At 70.3% G+C, this 17,753-nt stretch carries 15 protein-coding genes; all 15 read left to right on the forward strand.

What is annotated here, in order from left to right; all coding sequences use genetic code 11:
- Positions 1 to 125 precede the first annotated feature (125 nt).
- The 15 genes from OHS59_RS33690 to OHS59_RS33760 all read left to right on the forward strand — a co-directional run bounded on the left by OHS59_RS33690 (position 126) and on the right by OHS59_RS33760 (position 17,751).
- The gene (locus tag OHS59_RS33690; RefSeq protein WP_328497122.1) at positions 126 to 782 is read left to right on the forward strand and encodes a GntR family transcriptional regulator; all 657 of its coding nucleotides are present in this window, start codon (positions 126 to 128) and stop codon (positions 780 to 782) included.
- Positions 779 to 1,696, forward strand: coding sequence for a dihydrodipicolinate synthase family protein (locus OHS59_RS33695; protein ID WP_328497123.1), 918 nt, complete (start codon positions 779 to 781; stop codon positions 1,694 to 1,696). The genes OHS59_RS33690 and OHS59_RS33695 overlap by 4 nt, the downstream gene beginning before the upstream one ends.
- Positions 1,693 to 3,465: an L-arabinonate dehydratase gene (araD, locus tag OHS59_RS33700; RefSeq protein WP_328497124.1), complete on the forward strand. Its 1,773-nt coding sequence runs from the start codon at positions 1,693 to 1,695 to the stop codon at positions 3,463 to 3,465. Before OHS59_RS33695 ends, araD begins: the two co-directional genes overlap by 4 nt.
- Before the next feature lie 160 nt (positions 3,466 to 3,625).
- Entirely contained in the window at positions 3,626 to 4,564 is a 939-nt protein-coding gene (locus tag OHS59_RS33705) for a carbohydrate ABC transporter permease (protein ID WP_328497125.1), read from the forward strand.
- Complete coding sequence (locus tag OHS59_RS33710) at positions 4,564 to 5,463, forward strand: carbohydrate ABC transporter permease (protein ID WP_443061661.1); 900 nt, start codon at positions 4,564 to 4,566, stop codon at positions 5,461 to 5,463. Before OHS59_RS33705 ends, OHS59_RS33710 begins: the two co-directional genes overlap by 1 nt.
- Complete coding sequence (locus tag OHS59_RS33715) at positions 5,460 to 6,662, forward strand: Gfo/Idh/MocA family protein (protein ID WP_328497127.1); 1,203 nt, start codon at positions 5,460 to 5,462, stop codon at positions 6,660 to 6,662. The genes OHS59_RS33710 and OHS59_RS33715 overlap by 4 nt, the downstream gene beginning before the upstream one ends.
- Positions 6,662 to 7,504 carry a PmoA family protein gene (locus OHS59_RS33720; protein ID WP_443061543.1) on the forward strand — a complete coding sequence of 281 codons (843 nt, stop codon included), beginning with the start codon at positions 6,662 to 6,664 and terminating at the stop codon, positions 7,502 to 7,504. Before OHS59_RS33715 ends, OHS59_RS33720 begins: the two co-directional genes overlap by 1 nt.
- Positions 7,501 to 9,183 (forward strand): glycoside hydrolase family 43 protein, encoded by a 1,683-nt coding sequence (locus OHS59_RS33725; RefSeq protein WP_328497128.1) that lies wholly within the window; start codon positions 7,501 to 7,503, stop codon positions 9,181 to 9,183. The genes OHS59_RS33720 and OHS59_RS33725 overlap by 4 nt, the downstream gene beginning before the upstream one ends.
- Positions 9,184 to 9,321: 138 nt before the next feature.
- Positions 9,322 to 10,485, forward strand: coding sequence for a pectate lyase family protein (locus OHS59_RS33730; RefSeq protein ID WP_328497129.1), 1,164 nt, complete (start codon positions 9,322 to 9,324; stop codon positions 10,483 to 10,485).
- Positions 10,482 to 11,843: an ABC transporter substrate-binding protein gene (locus tag OHS59_RS33735; RefSeq protein WP_443061544.1), complete on the forward strand. Its 1,362-nt coding sequence runs from the start codon at positions 10,482 to 10,484 to the stop codon at positions 11,841 to 11,843. Before OHS59_RS33730 ends, OHS59_RS33735 begins: the two co-directional genes overlap by 4 nt.
- Before the next feature lie 208 nt (positions 11,844 to 12,051).
- The gene (locus OHS59_RS33740; RefSeq protein ID WP_328497130.1) at positions 12,052 to 12,852 is read left to right on the forward strand and encodes a rhamnogalacturonan acetylesterase; all 801 of its coding nucleotides are present in this window, start codon (positions 12,052 to 12,054) and stop codon (positions 12,850 to 12,852) included.
- 167 nt (positions 12,853 to 13,019) lie between these two features.
- Entirely contained in the window at positions 13,020 to 14,354 is a 1,335-nt protein-coding gene (locus OHS59_RS33745; RefSeq protein ID WP_328497131.1) for a pectate lyase family protein, read from the forward strand.
- Positions 14,355 to 14,356: 2 nt separating this feature from the next.
- A complete protein-coding gene (locus OHS59_RS33750) occupies positions 14,357 to 15,517 on the forward strand; it encodes a pectinesterase family protein (RefSeq protein ID WP_328497132.1) in 1,161 nt (386 codons plus the stop codon).
- A gap of 1 nt (position 15,518) precedes the next feature.
- The gene (locus tag OHS59_RS33755) at positions 15,519 to 16,571 is read left to right on the forward strand and encodes a pectinesterase family protein (RefSeq protein WP_328497133.1); all 1,053 of its coding nucleotides are present in this window, start codon (positions 15,519 to 15,521) and stop codon (positions 16,569 to 16,571) included.
- Entirely contained in the window at positions 16,555 to 17,751 is a 1,197-nt protein-coding gene (locus tag OHS59_RS33760) for a dienelactone hydrolase family protein (RefSeq protein ID WP_328497134.1), read from the forward strand. The genes OHS59_RS33755 and OHS59_RS33760 overlap by 17 nt, the downstream gene beginning before the upstream one ends.
- The last annotated feature ends 2 nt before the right edge of the window (positions 17,752 to 17,753 follow it).

The following is a 17,753-nucleotide window of genomic DNA, read 5'->3' on the forward strand; positions in this document are numbered from 1 at the left end:
GGGCGCTCTTAGCTTCATCGCGTCGTACTTCGTACGTCATATATGAGACGCGATACGCGAGATCAGATACGCGAGCCCTCGTTCCCCCGGGGAACCCGGGGGCTCCGTGCCACCGAGAGGCGAGCATGACCTCTGTGCCCACGCCGATCCCCTCCCGCACGCAGTTCGTGCAGGAAGGGATCAAACACCGCATCCTCACCGGGCAGTTGACCCCGGGGCAGGCCCTGGTCGAGACCGAGCTCGCCGCACAGTTCGGGGTGTCCAAGACGCCGGTGCGCGAGGCGCTCAAGACCCTGGCCGGCACCGGGCTCGTCGTGATGAACCAGTACAAGGGCGTCACGGTGCGCATGGTGGACGCGGACATGGCGCGCGAGGTGTACGACGTGCGGCTGCTGCTCGAACCGGAGGCGCTGCGGCGCTCCGTGCGGCTCGGCACCTCTCTCGACACGGCACGTGAGGCGCTCGAACGGGCCGACGCCGCCACCGACACCGCCCAGCGGTCCCTCGCCAACCGCGAGTTCCACCGCTCCCTGTACGTCCGCTGCGGCAACCCGCTGCTCGGCCGGATGCTCGACGAGGTCCGGGACCAGGCCGCCCTGGTCTCCGCGGTCGCCTGGGCCGCCAACCCGTCCTGGGAGCGCGAGGCCACCGAGCACCGGGAGATCCTGCGGCTCGCCCTGGAAGGCGACTCGGACGGCGCGGCGCGCGCCCTGCACTCGCACATCGCCTCGTTCGTGCAACGGGCCTTCCCCGAGGCCCAGGGAAAGGGTGAGCAGGAATGACCGCGACCACGACCACGTTCGAGGCCCAACGGGCCGCCCTCGCCGACGTGGTGGCGATCCCCGTGACCCCCTTCGCGGCGGACGGATCGATCGACCAGGACGTGCACCGCGTGCTGCTGCGCAGGGCGCTCGACGGCGGCGTGCGCATCCTCACCCCGAACGGCAACACCGGCGAGTTCTACGCCCTCAGCCCCGAAGAGCGGCGCCTCGTCACGGAGTTGACCATCGAGGAGGCGAGGGGCCGGGCCACCGTCCTGGTCGGGGTCGGGCACGATCTGCCGACCGCCGTCGGCTCCGCCCGCCATGCCCGTGAGCTGGGGGCACAGATGGTGATGGTCCATCAGCCCGTCCACCCGTACGTCTCGGAGGACGGCTGGGTCGACTACCACCGGGCGATCGCGGAGGCCGTCCCCGAACTGGGCGTCGTCCCCTACATCCGCAACCCGGTGCTCGCCGGCGCCCGGCTCGCCGAACTGGCCGACGCCTGCCCGAACGTCATCGGCGTGAAGTACGCCGTACCGGACGCGTCCCGCTTCGCCGCGTTCGCGCGGGACGCCGGGCTCGAACGCTTCGTGTGGGTGGCCGGTCTCGCCGAGCCGTACGCGCCCTCGTACTTCTCGGCGGGCGCGACGGGCTTCACGTCGGGGCTCGTCAACGTCGCCCCGGCCGTCTCGCTGAACATGATCGAGGCGCTCCGCTCCGGTGACTACGCGGGCGCCATGAAGGTCTGGGAGCAGATCCGCCGCTTCGAGGAACTGCGCGGGGCCAACGGCTCCGCCAACAACGTGACGGTCGTGAAGGAGGCCCTGGCCTCGCTCGGCCTGTGCCGCCGGGACGTCCGCCCGCCGAGCAGGCAGCTCCCCGAGTCCGAACGGGCCGAGGTCGCCGCCATCGCCGCGGGGTGGTCCATATGAGCGACGTCAACCCATCGGCGGCGTCCACCGGCGGCGAGGACCAGAACCCGGACACCGTACGGCAGTTGCGTAGCCACCAGTGGTACGGCACCGAGGGCCTGCGCTCCTTCAGCCACCGGGCGCGCACCCGTCAGCTCGGCTACCTCCCCGAGGAGCACCTCGGCAAGCCGGTCATCGCGATCCTCAACACCTGGTCCGACATCAACCCCTGCCACGTCCACCTGCGCGACCGCGCCCAGGCGGTCAAGCGGGGCGTGTGGCAGGCCGGCGGCTTCCCGCTGGAGTTCCCGGTGTCGACGCTGAGCGAGACCTTCCAGAAGCCGACGCCGATGCTCTACCGCAACATGCTCGCGATGGAGACCGAGGAGCTGCTGAGGTCGTACCCGGTGGACGGGGCCGTCCTGATGGGCGGCTGCGACAAGTCCACACCCGCCCTGCTCATGGGCGCCGCGTCCGTCGACCTGCCGACCGTGTTCGTGCCCGCCGGGCCCATGCTGCCGGGCCACTGGCGCAACGAGATCCTCGGCTCCGGCACCGACATGTGGAAGTACTGGGACGACAAGCGCGCGGGCCTCATCGGCGACTGCGAGATGACCGAACTGGAGAGCGGTCTCGCGCGTTCGCCCGGCCACTGCATGACCATGGGTACGGCGTCCACGCTCACCGCGGCCGCCGAGGCGCTCGGGGTCACCGTGCCCGGCGCCTCCAGCATCCCCGCGGTCGACTCCGGGCACGACCGGATGGCCGCCGCCTCGGGGCTCAGGATCGTCGAACTGGTCCGCAGGGACCGGAAGTTGTCCGACATCCTCACCCAGGAGGCCTTCGAGGACGCCGTGGCGACCGTCCTCGGACTCGGCGGCTCCACCAACGCCGTGATCCACCTCATCGCCATGGCCGGCCGCGCCGGAGCCCGGCTCACCCTCGACGACTTCGACCGCATCGCCCGTACGGTGCCGGTCCTGGCCAACGTACGGCCCGGCGGCCGTACGTACCTCATGGAGGACTTCCACTTCGCCGGCGGACTGCCCGGGTTCCTCTCGCGGATCACCGATCTGCTGCACCTGGACCGGCCGACCGTCTCGCACGACAGCCTGCGCGAACAGCTCGCCTCCGCGCAGGTGCACAACGACGAGGTCATCCGCACCCGCGAGAACCCCGTCGCCGCCGAGGGAGGCGTCGCCGTCCTGCGCGGCAACCTCTGCCCCGACGGCGCCGTCATCAAGCACATCTCCGCCGAGCCCCACCTGCTCAAGCACACCGGTCCCGCGGTCGTCTTCGACGATTACAAGACCATGCAACGCACCATCAACGACCCGGAGCTGGGCATCACCGCCGACACCGTACTGGTGCTGCGCAACGCCGGACCCAAGGGCGGCCCGGGCATGCCCGAGTACGGGATGCTGCCGATCCCCGACCATCTGCTGAAGCAGGGCGTACGGGACATGGTGCGGATCTCGGATGCCCGGATGAGCGGCACGAGTTACGGCGCCTGTGTGCTGCACGTGGCGCCCGAGTCGTACATCGGCGGGCCGCTCGCGCTGGTCCGCACCGGCGACACCATCACGCTCGACGTCGAAGCGCGCAGCCTGCAACTCAACGTGGACGACGAGGAGTTGGAGCGGCGCCGGGAGCGGTGGACCGCGCCGCCCGAGCGCTTCGAGCGAGGCTACGGCGCGCTCTACAACGAACAGATCACCCAGGCCGACACCGGGTGCGACTTCGCCTTCCTGGCCCGGCCGGGCAAGGTGCCGGACCCGTACGCGGGCTGACCCGCACGTCGGCCGGCCCGCGGGCCGGCCCGTACCGCCCCGGAGCCGCACACCGCGCGGTCCGGGTCCCGCACACCGTACGTGAAAGCGCTTGCCACCAAGATCCGGCGCACGTCCGTACCACCGGCTCGACCCGCACACCCGAGAACGGAGAACAGTCATGGCACAAGCCGCAGCCGTGGCGAAGCAGCCCGCGCCACCGAGGCGGCGCCGTGGCTCCGCGACGCCCCGCAGGCTCCCGTATCTGCTGATCGCCCCGGCGGGACTGCTGATGCTGGGCTTCATCGCCTACCCGGTGCTCAGCGTCTTCTACTACAGCCTGCAGCACTACAACCCCACCAAGCCGTGGCGCAACGGCTACGCGGGCTTCGACAACTTCACCCGCATCTTCACCGAGGACCCGCAGTTCTGGGACACGCTGGTCTTCAGCGCCAAGTGGGTCGTCGTGGAGGTGGGGCTCCAGCTGCTGTTCGGCCTGGCACTCGCCCTGATCGTCAACCAGACCTTCGTGGGCCGCTCGCTCGGCCGCGCCATGGTGTTCTCGCCCTGGGCCGTCTCCGGTGTGCTCACCTCCGCGATCTGGGTGCTGCTCTACAACTCCCAGACGGGCATCACCCGTTACCTCGCCGACATGGGCATCGGGGAGTACGGCACGAGCTGGCTCTCCGACACCTCCACGGTCTTCCCCGCGGCGGTGGTCGCCGACCTGTGGCGCGGCGTCCCCTTCTTCGCGATCCTCATCCTCGCCGACCTCCAGTCCGTCTCGAAGGACCTCTACGAGGCCGCCGAGGTCGACGGAGCCAGCCGCTTCAGGCAGTTCCTGCACATCACACTGCCCCACCTCAAGGACGCGATCATCCTCTCCACGCTGCTGCGCGCGGTGTGGGAGTTCAACAACGTCGACCTGCTCTACACACTCACCGGCGGCGGACCCGCGGGGGAGACGACGACACTCCCGCTCTACATCGCCAACACCAGCGTCGACGCGCACAACTTCGGCTACGCCTCGGCCCTGACCACCGTCGCGTTCGTGATCCTGCTCTTCTGCTCGATGGTCTATCTGCGGCTGAGCAAGTTCGGAGTAGGTGGGGACAAGTGATCACCAAGGACATCGACACCATCACGCCGGCCGCGCCGACACCGGTGGCCGACGAGCCGCCGCAGCGCCCGCGCAAGGGCAGGCGCGCCTGGGACGAGGCCCCGCGCTGGCAGATCTACCTCCCGCTCGGCATCTACCTCGTCTTCACCCTCGTCCCCTTCTACTGGATCCTGCTCTTCGCGCTGCGGCCCACCGGCTCGACCTCGCTCGTGCCCTGGCCGATGACTTTCGAGCACTTCGACAAGGTGTGGAACGACCGCAGCTTCGGCACGTACTTCGAGAACAGCGTGTACGTCGGACTCGCCACGCTCCTCATGACCACGCTCGTCGCGCTGGCCGGCGGCTACGCCCTCGCCCGCTTCGACTTCAAGATCAAGCGCGCCTTCATGCTGGCGCTGCTCTGCTCGCAGTTCGTGCCGGGCGCGCTGCTCCTGGTGCCGCTGTTCCAGATCTTCGCCGAGCTCCAGATGATCAACTCGCTGGGCAGCGTCATCATCGCCGAGACCGTCTTCCAGCTGCCGCTGTCGATGATCCTGATCAGCGGCTTCATCCGGAACGTGCCGTACTCCCTCGAAGAGGCCGCCTGGGTCGACGGCTGCAACCGCTTCACCGGCTTCCGGGTCGTCGTCCTGCCGCTGCTGCGGCCCGGACTGATCGCGGTGGGCTCCTTCGCCTTCGTGCACTCCTGGAACCACTTCCTGTTCGCCCTGATGTTCCTCAGCAACCAGGAGAAGCAGACGATCCCCGTCGGCCTCAACAGCCTGATGAGCGCCGACAGCGTCGACCTGGGCGCGCTCGCCGCCGGCGGCATCATCGCGGCCGTGCCCGTCGTGATCGTCTTCGCCTTCATCCAGAAGTGGCTGATCACGGGCTTCAGCGCCGGGGCGGTGAAGGGATGAGCGACCTCGAATGTCCCTTTCCCGTCGTCCTCGCGGGGGCCCGGGGTCACGGCCGCTGGCACCTGGAGAACATCCGCCGCCTCCAGGACAAGGGCCTGGTGCGCCTCGCGGGAATCTGCGAACTGACTCCGCTCACGGAGGAGGAACTGGCGGGCTTCTCCGCGGCCGGCTCCGGCTCGCGTACCGGTTCCAGCTCCGGCTTCGGTGAACTTCCCGAGCAGTCCGCCGACTTCGGCGCCCTGCTGGACTCCACCGGCGCCGCGATCGCCGTGATCTGCACGCCGATCCCCACCCACACCGACCTGGCACTGACGGCCGCCGCCAGGGGCGTACACCTGCTTCTTGAGAAGCCGCCCGCGCCGTCGTACGCCGAGTTCCGGCGGATGGCCGACGGGGTCGCGGCGGCCGGGGTGGTGTGCCAGATCGGATTCCAGTCGATGGGCTCGCACGCCGTGCCCGCGATCCGGGAACTCATCGCCGAGGGCGCGATCGGCCGGGTGGACGGGATCGGCGGAGCCGGGGCCTGGGGCCGCGCCGAGGAGTACTACCGCCGGGCGCCCTGGGCCGGCCGGCGCCGGCTGAACGGGGCCGACGTCGTCGACGGCGTCCTGACGAACCCCCTCGCCCACGCCGTCGCCACCGCCCTCGCGCTCGACGGCGCCACCCGCGCCGAGGACGTCGCCGGCATCGAGACCGAGCTGCTGCGCGCCAACGACATCGAGTCCGACGACACCTCCTGCGTCCGCGTCACCACCGCGGGCGGCAGCCGCATCACCGTCGCCGCGACCCTGTGCGCCGAACACCCCGACGAGCCGTACGTCCTCGTGCACGGCACCGAGGGCCGGATCACCTTCTGGTACAAGCAGGACCGCGTCCTCGTCCAGCGCTCGGGACACGGCCCGCAGGAGCTCACGTACGGCAGGACCGATCTGCTGGAGAACCTGGTCGAGCACCTCGGAGGCAGGGCCGGGCTGCTGGTCGCCCCCGACGAGACGGGCGCCTTCATGAAGGTCGTCGAGGCGATCCGGCAGGCGCCGGACCCGCGCGCGCTGCCCGACGAGGCCTGGTACCTCGACGCCGACGAGAACCGCCGGATCGTGCCCGGGGTCGACGGACTCGTCGCGGCCGCCGCCGACACCCTCGCCCTCTACTCCGAACTGGGCGCCTCGTGGGCACTGTCGAAAGAGGTGAGCACCTGATGACCGACGAGTCGCTGGTCCTGCGCGTCGCGGGCCGCCCGGTCGGCCGTTACATCACCCGGCCCGAACTGGCGCCGGCCCTTTCGCCGCGCCCCTACCTGCACCCCGTCACCACCCTGGCCGGTACGGCTGTCACCGAGCTCAGCCCCGCCGACCACCTCCATCACCTCGGCGTCGGTGTCGCCGTTCCCGACGTCGAGGGGTACAACTTCTGGGGCGGCCGCACCTTCGTACGCGACCAGGGGCCGACCGAGCTGGACAACCACGGCGCCCAGCGGCACACGGCGTTCCAGCTGAGCGACCCGGACGGCTTCGTGGAGGAGCTGCGCTGGGTCGCCGCCGGAGCCGAGCTGCTGCGCGAACGGCGTACGGTCGCCGCCACCGAACTCACCGACACCGCCTGGGCGCTGGACTTCACCTTCTCGCTCACCAACACCACCTCCGCACCCCTGTCGATCGGCAGTCCGGCGACCAACGGCCGGCCCGGCGCGGCCTACGGCGGCTTCTTCTGGCGGGCCCGCAAGGAGGACGAACCACCCGATGTGTTCACGGCGACCGACGAGGGCGAGGACGTCGTGCACGGCTCCCGCGCCGGCTGGGTGGCGCTCTCGGGAGCCGCCTGGACGCTGGTGTTCGCCGGGGCCACGGACCGCACCCGCCGCGACCCGTGGTTCGTGCGCACCACCGAGTACCCCGGGGTCGGCTCGTCCCTCGCCCACGAGGAGCGGCTGCCGGTCCCGGCCGGGGAGACCGTCGTACGCCGGGTCGTCACCGTGGTCGCCGACGGCCGCCTCGACCGGGCCGAAGCGGCGGCGCTCGTCCGCAAGGCGGTGAGCCCATGAGCGGCCAGGACACACCGTTGCGAGGTCAGGAGAAGCCCTTGAGAGGTCAGGAGAAGGACCTGGGTGGCCGGGAGAAGGCCCTCAGCGGTCAGGGCGCTCCCGCCTTCACCTCCGACCTCGGCGACGGCACGTACCGCAACCCGGTCCTGAACGCCGACTGGTCCGACCCCGACCTCCTGCGCGTCGGCGACGACTACTACCTGACCGCCTCCAGCTTCGGCCGGGCCCCGGGCCTGCCGCTGCTGCACTCCCGCGATCTGGTCAACTGGACGCTGGTCGGCCACGCCCTCCAACGCCTGGAGCCCGCGAGGGAGTTCAGGAAGCCGCGGCACGACTGCGGTGTCTGGGCACCCTCGTTACGGCATCACGACGACCGCTTCTGGATCTTCTGGGGCGACCCCGACCACGGCATCTACCAGGTCAACGCCCCCGGGATACGCGGCCCTTGGACCCGCCCGCACCTCATCAAGGCGGGCAGGGGACTCATCGACGCCTGCCCGCTGTGGGACGAGGACACCGGCGAGGCGTACCTCGTGCACGGCTGGGCCAGATCCCGTTCCGGCATCAAGAACCGGCTCACCGGCCACCGCATGCGGCCCGACGGCACCGGCCTGCTCGACGAGGGCAAGCTGATCGTGGACGGCGACCGCATCCCCGGCTGGTTCACCCTCGAAGGGCCGAAGCTGTACCGGCACGACGGCTGGTTCTGGATCTTCGCCCCGGCGGGTGGGGTCGAGACCGGCTGGCAGGGCGCCTTCCGCTCGCGCGGCTTCTTCGGGCCGTACGAGGAGAGGGTCGTCCTGGAGCAGGGCGACACCGACGTCAACGGTCCCCACCAGGGCGGCTGGGTGAGCACCCCGTCCGGCGAGCACTGGTTCGCGCACTTCCAGCAGAAGGGCGCGTACGGGAGGGTGGTCCACCTCCAGCCGATGCGCTGGGGCAAGGACGGCTGGCCGGTCATCGGCGACGAGGGCACTCCCGTCGCCGTGCACCGCAAGCCCGATCTGCCGCGGCAGCCGCTCTCCGCGCCCGCCACGGACGACGACTTCCCCGGCGGGCGGTTCGGCCGGCAGTGGCAGTGGACCGCCAATCCGCAGGACGGCTGGGCCACCCAGCACTCCGGCGACGGGCTGCGGCTGGCCTGCGTACGGTCGGCGGACGCGCACGATCCGCGCAAGCTGCCGAGCGTGCTCACCCAGCGGCTGCCCGGCGCCCCCTGCACCGTCGAGGTCGAGCTGCGGCTCGACGCCGAGGAGCCGGGCGCACGGGCCGGACTCGCCGTACTGGGCGACGCGTTCAGCTGGATCGGGCTCGAACGGGGGGCCGACGGGACGGTCCACCTCGTGCACCGGTTCGCCGAGTCGGTCGCCGAGAGGGAGCGCGACGCCGCGCATCCGCGGATGGCGCCCGAGGGACGGGTCCGGCTGCGCATCGAGGCCGGCACCGGAGCGCGCTGCCGCTTCTCGTACGACCTCGGCGGCGGCTGGGAGCCGTCCGGACAGGTCTTCGCCGCCACCCCCTGGCGCTGGGTCGGCGCCCTGCTCGGCCTGTTCGGGGTCGCGCCGTCCGGCGGGGGACACGCGGGGTCGGCCACGTTCACGCGGTTCCGCATCACCGCCCGGGAGGCCGTCGGCAGCGCTGCCGACGAGATAGCTCGCAGTACCGCGCCACCTGCCTGACCGCACCACGTCATCACCGTCGTAAGCCTGTGGGGAGCCGCAATGACGCACTTCCGTAGCAAGCGCTTGCCAAGACCGGAACCGAGGCAGGGGCCGGGGTCGGGCCGGGTGCTGGGCACGGGCCCCGGTCCTGGTCGGGTGCTGGTCACGGTCTCCGTCCTGGTGGCCGCGCTGGGGCTGGGGGCCCTGACCCCGGCCGAAGCGGCTTCCGAGGCGGCCTTCAGGCCGATCTCCCAGCGGCCCTTGGCGGGGTCCGCCGAGGCAGCGCACGGGTTCGCCTCCCTCGAAGGCGGTACGACGGGGGGCGCCGGCGGCGAGGTCGTCACCGTGACCACCCAGGCCGACCTGGAGCGCTACGCGGCGGCCGAGGAGCCGTACGTCATCCGGGTGGCCGGGACGATCAGGGCGGAGCCGTTCGGCGCGAACGTCGCCGTGGCCTCGGACAAGACCATCATCGGCGTCGGCACGGCGGGGGAGCTGGTCCAGGGCGAACTGCACCTCGCCCCCGGCACCCACAACGTGATCATCCGCAACCTGACGATCCGCGACTCGTACGTCGAGGGCGACTGGGACTGCAAGGACACCGACTTCGACGGCATCCAGATGGACACCGTCCACCACGTCTGGATCGACCACAACCGCTTCTCGCGGATCTGCGACGGACAGCTCGACATCCGCAAGGACAGCGAGTACGTCACCGTCTCCTACAACCGCTTCGAGGACAACAACAAGACCTTCGGCATCGGCTGGACGCCGTACGTGAAGACGCAGATCACCATCGACCACAACTGGTTCCGCGGGACGAAGCAGCGCAACCCGTCCGCCGACAACTGCGCCTACGCACACCTCTACAACAACTACATGACCGCGCAGGCGGACCCCGGCGACCCGGTGTGGACCTACGGGAACTGGTCCCGCGGCGCGACGAGGATGGTCATCGAGAACAGCTACTACCAGGACGTCCAGCACCCCTACCAGGCCGACGCCACCGCCGAGTTGGTGCAACGCGGATCGATTCTGAAGAACACCACCGGACGGCACGAGACATGGGGCTCGGCCTTCGAGCCGAAGGACTTCTACGCCTACCGGCTGGACCCGGCGGCGGCCGTCCCCGCACTCGTGGCCAGGTTCTCCGGGCCGCAGAAGCGGCTCGGCACGAACACCGGCACGCGTACCGGCGCGCACACCGTCCCGAACATGCCCGGCGGCGACCACCCCACGGGCCGGGCCGCCGACCAGAACCCCCACAACTTCACAGCGACACAACCCTCGTTGGATCCGGAAGAAGAGAGCCGATCATGAAGAGCAGCATGCGCAGCAACAGCAGAGGAGCGCGCCGCTCCGTCGCCGCCGTCGCCGTGAGCGCGGTGCTCGCGCTGACCGCCACCGCCTGCGGTGACGACGGCAGCGGTTCGTCGGGCGACAAGGGCGCCGAGGGCAGTGGCAAGGGCGAGATCACCTTCTGGGACAACAACGGCGGTGTCCGCACCGACATCTGGAAGGAGATCATCGCCGACTTCGAGAAGGCGAACCCGGACATCGACGTCAAGTACGTCCCGATCGCCGCCACCGAGTACCAGTCCAAGGTCGACACCTCCATCCAGGCCAAGGGGCTGCCGGACGTCGGCGGTGTCGGAGCGGCGATGCTCGCGGGCTTCGCAGCACAGAAGGCGCTGGAGCCGCTGGACGACCGGCTCGGCAAGTCCTCCCTGAACGGCAAGCTCAACGAGGACATGGTCAAGTCGCTGAAGGCCGCCGGTGGCGGTGACGGCACGCTGTACTCGGTGCCGACCTCCGCCAACAACGGCGTCCTCTACTACCGCACCGACCTGTTCGAGTCGGCCGGTCTGGAGGCGCCCACCACCTGGGACAAGTTCTACACGGCCGCCGACAAGCTCACCGACAAGGACAAGAACGAGTTCGGCTACACCATCCGCGGTGGCGCCGGTTCCATCGCCCAGGCGCTGGACGCGATGTACGGGCAGTCGGGCATCACCTCGTTCTGGGACTCCGGCAACGAGAAGACCACGGTCGACGACCCGAAGAACGTGGACGCCCTGGAGAAGTACGTGGGCCTCTTCAAGAAGGTCACCCCGGCCGCCGACCTCAACAACGACTTCACCAAGATGGTCGCGCAGTGGGACTCCGGCACGATCGGAATGCTCAACCACAACCTGGGCTCCTACCAGGACCACGTGAAGGCGCTGGGCGCCGACAAGTTCCGTGGCATTCCGCAGCCGATCGGTCCCGGCGGCAAGCGCGTCCAGGTGTCCAACCCCGTCGACGGGCTGGGGATCTTCAAGACCTCCAAGAACAAGGACGCCGCCTGGAAGTTCATCGAGTTCGCCACCGAGAAGGCGCAGAACTCCAAGTTCAACGAGTCCGCGGGGCAGGTGCCGTCCAACAACGACGCCGGGAAGGACGCGTGGGTTTCTGAGGCCGAGCCGACGAAGCTGGCGGCCGAGGCGCTGACCGATGGTTCCACGACGATCGTTCAGCTGCCGTACTACCTGCCGGACTGGAACACCATCTCGAAGACGGACAACGAGCCGGCCTTCCAGAAGGTCCTGAACGGGTCGCTGAGTGCGAGGGACTTCCTCAACACCTTGGCCGACCAGCTCAACACGGCCCAGACGGAGTGGAACGAGCAGAGGGGTTAGTCCCTACTGGTTCTGGCCCCGGCCGGGGGTGTGGGGTGACTGCGGGGCCGTTGTGGCTGGTCGCGCGGTTCCCCGCGCCCCTGACGGCGAACGATTGCGCCGTTCCCTGCGCCCTGAAGGGCGACAGGACCGCGCCGTTCCCCGCGCCCCTGAAAGGCAAAGGACTGCGCCGTTCCCCGCGCCGCTAGAAGACGAAAGGCAAACCGACGTGAGTCTTACTCGTAGACAGGTCACCACCGCCGCGTTCGCTGCCGTTCCGCTTGCCGTCGCCGGGACGGGGCCCGCTGTCGCCGCCTCGCCGTCGCGGCCCCGTGGGCGCACCCTCTTCATCGCCGGTGACTCCACCGCCGCCCAGAAGTACGCCGATGCCGCACCCGAGACCGGCTGGGGCATGGCCCTTCCGTTCTTCCTGCACGAGCGGCTCGCCGTCGCCAACCATGCGGTGAACGGGCGGAGTTCGAAGAGCTTCATCGACGAGGGGCGCCTCGACGCCATCCTCGCCGCGGTCCGGCCCGGCGACCTGCTGCTCGTCCAGTTCGGGCACAACGACTCCAAGATCGCCGATCCCACGCGGTACACCGAGCCGTGGACGACGTACCAGGACTATCTCCGTCAGTACGTCGACGGGGCGCGGGCGCGGGGGGTGCGGCCCGTGCTCGCCACGTCCGTGGAGCGGCGGAAGTTCGACGCCGACGGGGTTGCCGTGGCGACCCACGGCGACTATCCGGCGGCCGTGCGGGCGCTCGCGCGGGAGGAGGGGGTGGCTCTGCTCGATGTCCAGGCCCTGTCGATCGCCCTCTGGCAGGAGCTGGGTGTCGAGGAGACGAAGAAGTACTTCAACTGGACCGATGCCGAGCAGGACAACACGCATTTCAATCCGCCCGGGGCGGTGGCCGTGGCCCGGATGGTGGCGGGGGAGTTGGTGCGGCGGCGCGTGCTCGGGGCGCGCGATGTTCGGCGGCTGGGTGAAGTGATTCCTGAATCCTGGATCACCTGGCCCGAGTCGTAGTTCCGCCGCGTTCGTTCGTACGTGCCGGTTCGTTGTGGCTGGTCGCGCCGTTCCCCGCGCCCCTGAAAGACAAAAGATTGCGCCGTTCCCCGCGCCCCTGAAGGCAAAGGATTGCGCCGTTCCTCGCGCCCCCAGAAGACGAAAGACCCGAAAGGAAACCCGCATTCATGCGTACTCATATCTGGCATGAACATGTCATTACGTCGATCGCCGGTTGCGCCGCTCTCGTTCTCGGTGTCACCGGGTCCGTCGCCCATGCCCAGACCCAGGCCGGTCGGGCCGCCCAGGCCCATGACCTCGGGCGGGAGACCCTCCCCGTCGGGGACGGGTGGGGGTCCGAAGGGGCCGGGACCAGTGGGGGTTCGGCGGCCGACGCCGCGCACGTCCACACCGTCACCACCTGGGCCGGGTTCAAGGCCGCGCTGAAGGCCGGCGGGGACGCGCCGAAGATCATCAAGGTCAAGGGGGTCATCGATCCCGTCGCCGAGGGGTGCGCGTCCTTCGCGGCTCCGGGGTACGACTTCGACGCCTATCTGGAGAAGTACTCGCCGGAGAACTGGGGCCTGGACACGGACCTGTCCGGGGAGCCCGCCGACAGTCCCGAGGGGCTGCGTGCCGTCTCCGCCGCCAACCAGGACACCGCCATCAAGGTGAACGTCCCCGCCAACACCACCATCGTCGGCGTCGGCAAGGGCGCCGGCATCAGAGGCGGCAGCCTGCAGATCAAGGGCGTCGACAACGTCATCCTGCGCAACCTCACCATCGAGGCCCCGCTGGACTGCTTCCCGCAGTGGGACCCGACCGACACGGACACCGGCGCCTGGAACTCCGAGTACGACGCGGTCGTCGTGTACGGCTCCACCCACGTGTGGGTCGCCAACAACACCCTCACCGACGGCCGTTACCCGGACAGCACACTGCCCACCTACTTCGGCCAGACCTACCAGCAGCACGACGGCCTGCTCGACATCGTGCGCGGCGCCAACCACGTGACCGTGTCCTGGAACTCGGTCGAGGACCACGACAAGACCATGCTGATCGGCAACAGCGACAGCGCCGGAGCGACCGACACCGGCAAGCTCAAGGTCACCCTGCATCACAACAAGTTCGAGGGCGTCGTCGAGCGGGCGCCACGGGTCCGCTTCGGGCAGGTCGACTCGTACAACAACCACTTCGTCGTGAACGAGGGACAGTCGTACGGCTACACCTTCGGCGTCGGGATCTCCTCCCAGTTGTACGCCTCCCACAACGCGTTCTCGCTGCCCGCCGGGGTCAGCGCCGCCAAGACCCTGAAGAAGTGGAACGAGGCGCCGCTCACCGCCGAGAACAACTACGTCAACGGCCGCAAGACCGACCTCATCGCCGTCCACAACGCCGAGATCCCCGCCGAGACCCTCCAGTCGGGCGCCGGATGGACGCCCACCCTGCGGACGAAGGTCGACTCGCCGCGTGCCGTGCCGGGCATCGTCGCCGGCCGCGCGGGCGCCGGAAAGGTCTGCTGACCATGACCCTCCCGACACCGACACCGACACCGACATCGACACCGGTACCGGAAGTGGTGCCGACAGCGACCAGCAGACGGGCCTTCGTCGTCGCGAGTGTCGGGGCCGCGCTCGCACTGGGGGCCGGGACCGCCCACGCGCGCGGACGGTCCCCCTTCGGGCGGTACGGTTCGCCGTCGGCCCGGCTCGACGAGCGGACCCTGTACGTCCACGCCGGCGGCCGGGGCGACCACACCACCGTCCAGGCCGCCGTGAACGCCACCACCGGCAGTGGATTCACTCTGGTCATCGCGCCGGGCACCTACCGCGAGACGGTCGCCGTCGGCGCCGCCCGTACGGAGATGACCTGGCTCGGGGCCTCCGAGGACGCGCGTGACGTCGTCATCGTGTACGACAACGCCAACGGCACGCAGAAGCCGGACGGCTCCGGCCCCTACGGCACGACCGGCTCGGCCACCACGACCGTGCAGGCCGACGGATTCACCGCCCGGGACATCACCTTCGCCAACGACTGGCTGCGCGCCGACCATCCCGAGATCACCGGCACCCAGGCCGTCGCCATCAAGGTGCAGGGCGACCGGTCGGCGTTCCTCCACTGCCGTTTCCTCGGTCACCAGGACACGCTGTACGCCGACTCCATCGCGCTCACCGCCTTCGCCCGGCAGTACTTCGCGCACTGCTACGTCGAGGGGGACGTGGACTTCGTCTTCGGGCGGGCCACCGCCGTGTACGAGCACTGCCACTTCCGTGCCCTGGAGCGGACCGACCTCACCGGGGCCCCGTACGGCTTCGTCTTCGCGCCCTCTACCGCGGTCGCCAACCCGCACGGCTATCTGGTGACGGACAGCCGTGTGACGAGCGAAGCCCCGGACGCCTTCTACAAGCTGGCCCGGCCCTGGGTGCCCGGGTCCGACACCACCGCCCGGCCCATGCTGACCGTGCGCGAGACCCGCCTCGGTGCGGGGATCGACGCGGCGGAGCCGTACACCAACATGTCGGCCACCTATCCGTGGCAGAGCCAGCGGTTCGCCGAGTACCGCAACAGCGGGCCGGGCGCCGAGATCACCGTCCCCGCCAACCGGCCCCAACTCACGCGCGCCGAGGCCCAGTCGCACACCCGGCGGACGTACCTCGGCGACTGGACCCCCTGGAAGGGGTGCTGAGATGCGCCGGCGCACCCTGCTCGCCGGGGCCGTCGGCACGCTCGCGGCGGCCGGCACCTACCCGGCCGCCGCCGAGGACCCGCGCCGCCAGGTGCTGCACGTCCGCCCCGGCGACTCCGTCCAAGCGGCCGTCGAGGCGGTCGCCGCAGCCGCCGACGGACACGGCCGGACGATCGTCGTGCATCCGGGCACCTATCGCGAAGTCGTCAACATACCGGCTGGTGTGCGGGACTTGACGGTTCTCGGGGCCACCCGCGACCCCCGGGACGCGGTCATCGTGTACGACAACGCCAACGGGACGCCGAAGCCGGACGGCTCCGGCACCTACGGCACCGCGGGCTCCGCCACCCTCGCCTCGGCGGCGCCCGGACTGACCGTGCTCGGTCTGACGATCGCCAACGACTGGCTGCGCGCCGACCACCCGGAGATCACGGGAACCCAGGCGGTGGCCGCGTACGTCACCGGGGACCGGTCGCGCTTCGAGAGGGTCCGGTTCCTGGCGCACCAGGACACCCTGTTCGCGGACACCGCCGCGCTGACCTCCTTCGACCGGCAGTACTACCGGGACTGTCACGTCGAAGGTGACGTGGACTTCGTCTTCGGGCGGGGGCGGGCCGTCTTCGACAGGTGCCGCCTCCACACGCTCGACCGGGACGTGACTTTCAGGCCGGAGGGCATGGTCTTCGCCCCCGCCACGGCCCGCGCGAATCCGTACGGCTTCCTCGCCGTGCGGTGCCGCGTCACCTCCGGCGCCGAGGACGGCGCGTACAAGATCGCCCGGCCGTGGGTGCCGTCCTACGAGACGACCGCCCGGCCGTCGCTCGTGGTGCGGGACACCTGGCTGGGGCCGGGCATCGACGCGGTGGCGCCGTACATCGACATGCGCGAGGCGTACCCCTGGCAGACCATGCGCTTTCGTGAGTACGCCAACTCCGGTCCGGGCGCGGTCATTTCGGTGCCGGAGAACCGGCCCCTGCTCACGGCCGCGGAAGCGGTGGAGCACACCCGCAGGACGTATCTCGGGGACTGGAGGCCGTATGAGCAGCGATTCTGACCGATCGCGTCTGGGCAGACGGAGGTTCGTCACGGGCGCCGGCGCGGGGGCCGCCGCGATGTTCGGGGTGGCCGGAGCCGGAGCCGGGGCGTCCACCGCCCACGCGGCGCAGGCCACAGGCATCGTCGAGGGCAACCTCCCCGACTTCCACCCCCTCCTCAAGGACGAGCTGCGCTTCCCGCTCGCCTACGGCACCTCCCCGGTCCGGGACTTCCGGGCCTGGCGGCGGGCGGCTCGCTCGAAGGTCGAGGAACACCTGCTCGTCGACCGGGACCACACCCCGTACGACCCCGAGCCGGGCGCGCCCGCCGAAGCCGACGGGTACACGCGGGAGTCGGTGACCCTCTCCCTCACCCGGTACGAGCGGGTCCGCGGCTCCCTGCTCACCCCGCACGGCACCGGGCCCTTCCCCGCCGTCCTCCTGCTCCACGACCACGGCGCCAAGTTCGACATCGGGAAGGAGAAACTGGTCCGGCCCTGGGACGACGACACGCGCCTGGCCTCCGCGCAGGCCTGGGCGGACCGCTACTTCAGCGGGCGGTTCGTCGGTGACGAACTGGCCCGGCGCGGCTACGTGGTCCTCGCCCTGGACGCCCTCGGCTGGGGCGACCGCGGGCCGGTCACGTACGAGCAGCAGCAGGCCCTGGCGAGCAACTTCCTCAACCTCGGTTCCTCGCTCGCCGGGCTCATGGCCCGCGAGGACGTGCGCGCCGCGGGCTTCCTGGCGGGCCTCGACCGCGTGGACCGGCGCCGGGTCGCGGCCGTCGGGTTCTCCATGGGCGCCTTCCGCGCCTGGCAGACGGCCGGCCTCAGCGACCACATCGCGGCGGCTGCGAGCGTGTGCTGGATGACCGGGCTCAAAGAGGTCATGGTGCCCGGCAACAACATCCTGCGCGGCCAGTCCTCGTACTACATGCTCCACCCCGGGCTCGCCCGGCACCTCGACTTCCCCGACGTGGCGAGCATCGCCGCACCCAGGCCGATGCTCTTCTTCCACGGCGGCCAGGACTCCCTGTTCCCCGCGGAAGGCGTCCGGGTCGCGTACGAGAAGCTGCGCGCCGTCTGGCGCGCACGGCACGCCGAGGAACACCTGCACACCAGGATCTGGCCCGAACTGGGCCACGTGTTCACCGCGCCCCAGCAGGACGAGGTCTTCACCTGGCTCGACTCCGCCCTGTGACC

The sequence above is a fragment of the Streptomyces sp. NBC_00414 genome, from assembly GCF_036038375.1.
GTDB lineage: Bacteria > Actinomycetota > Actinomycetes > Streptomycetales > Streptomycetaceae > Streptomyces.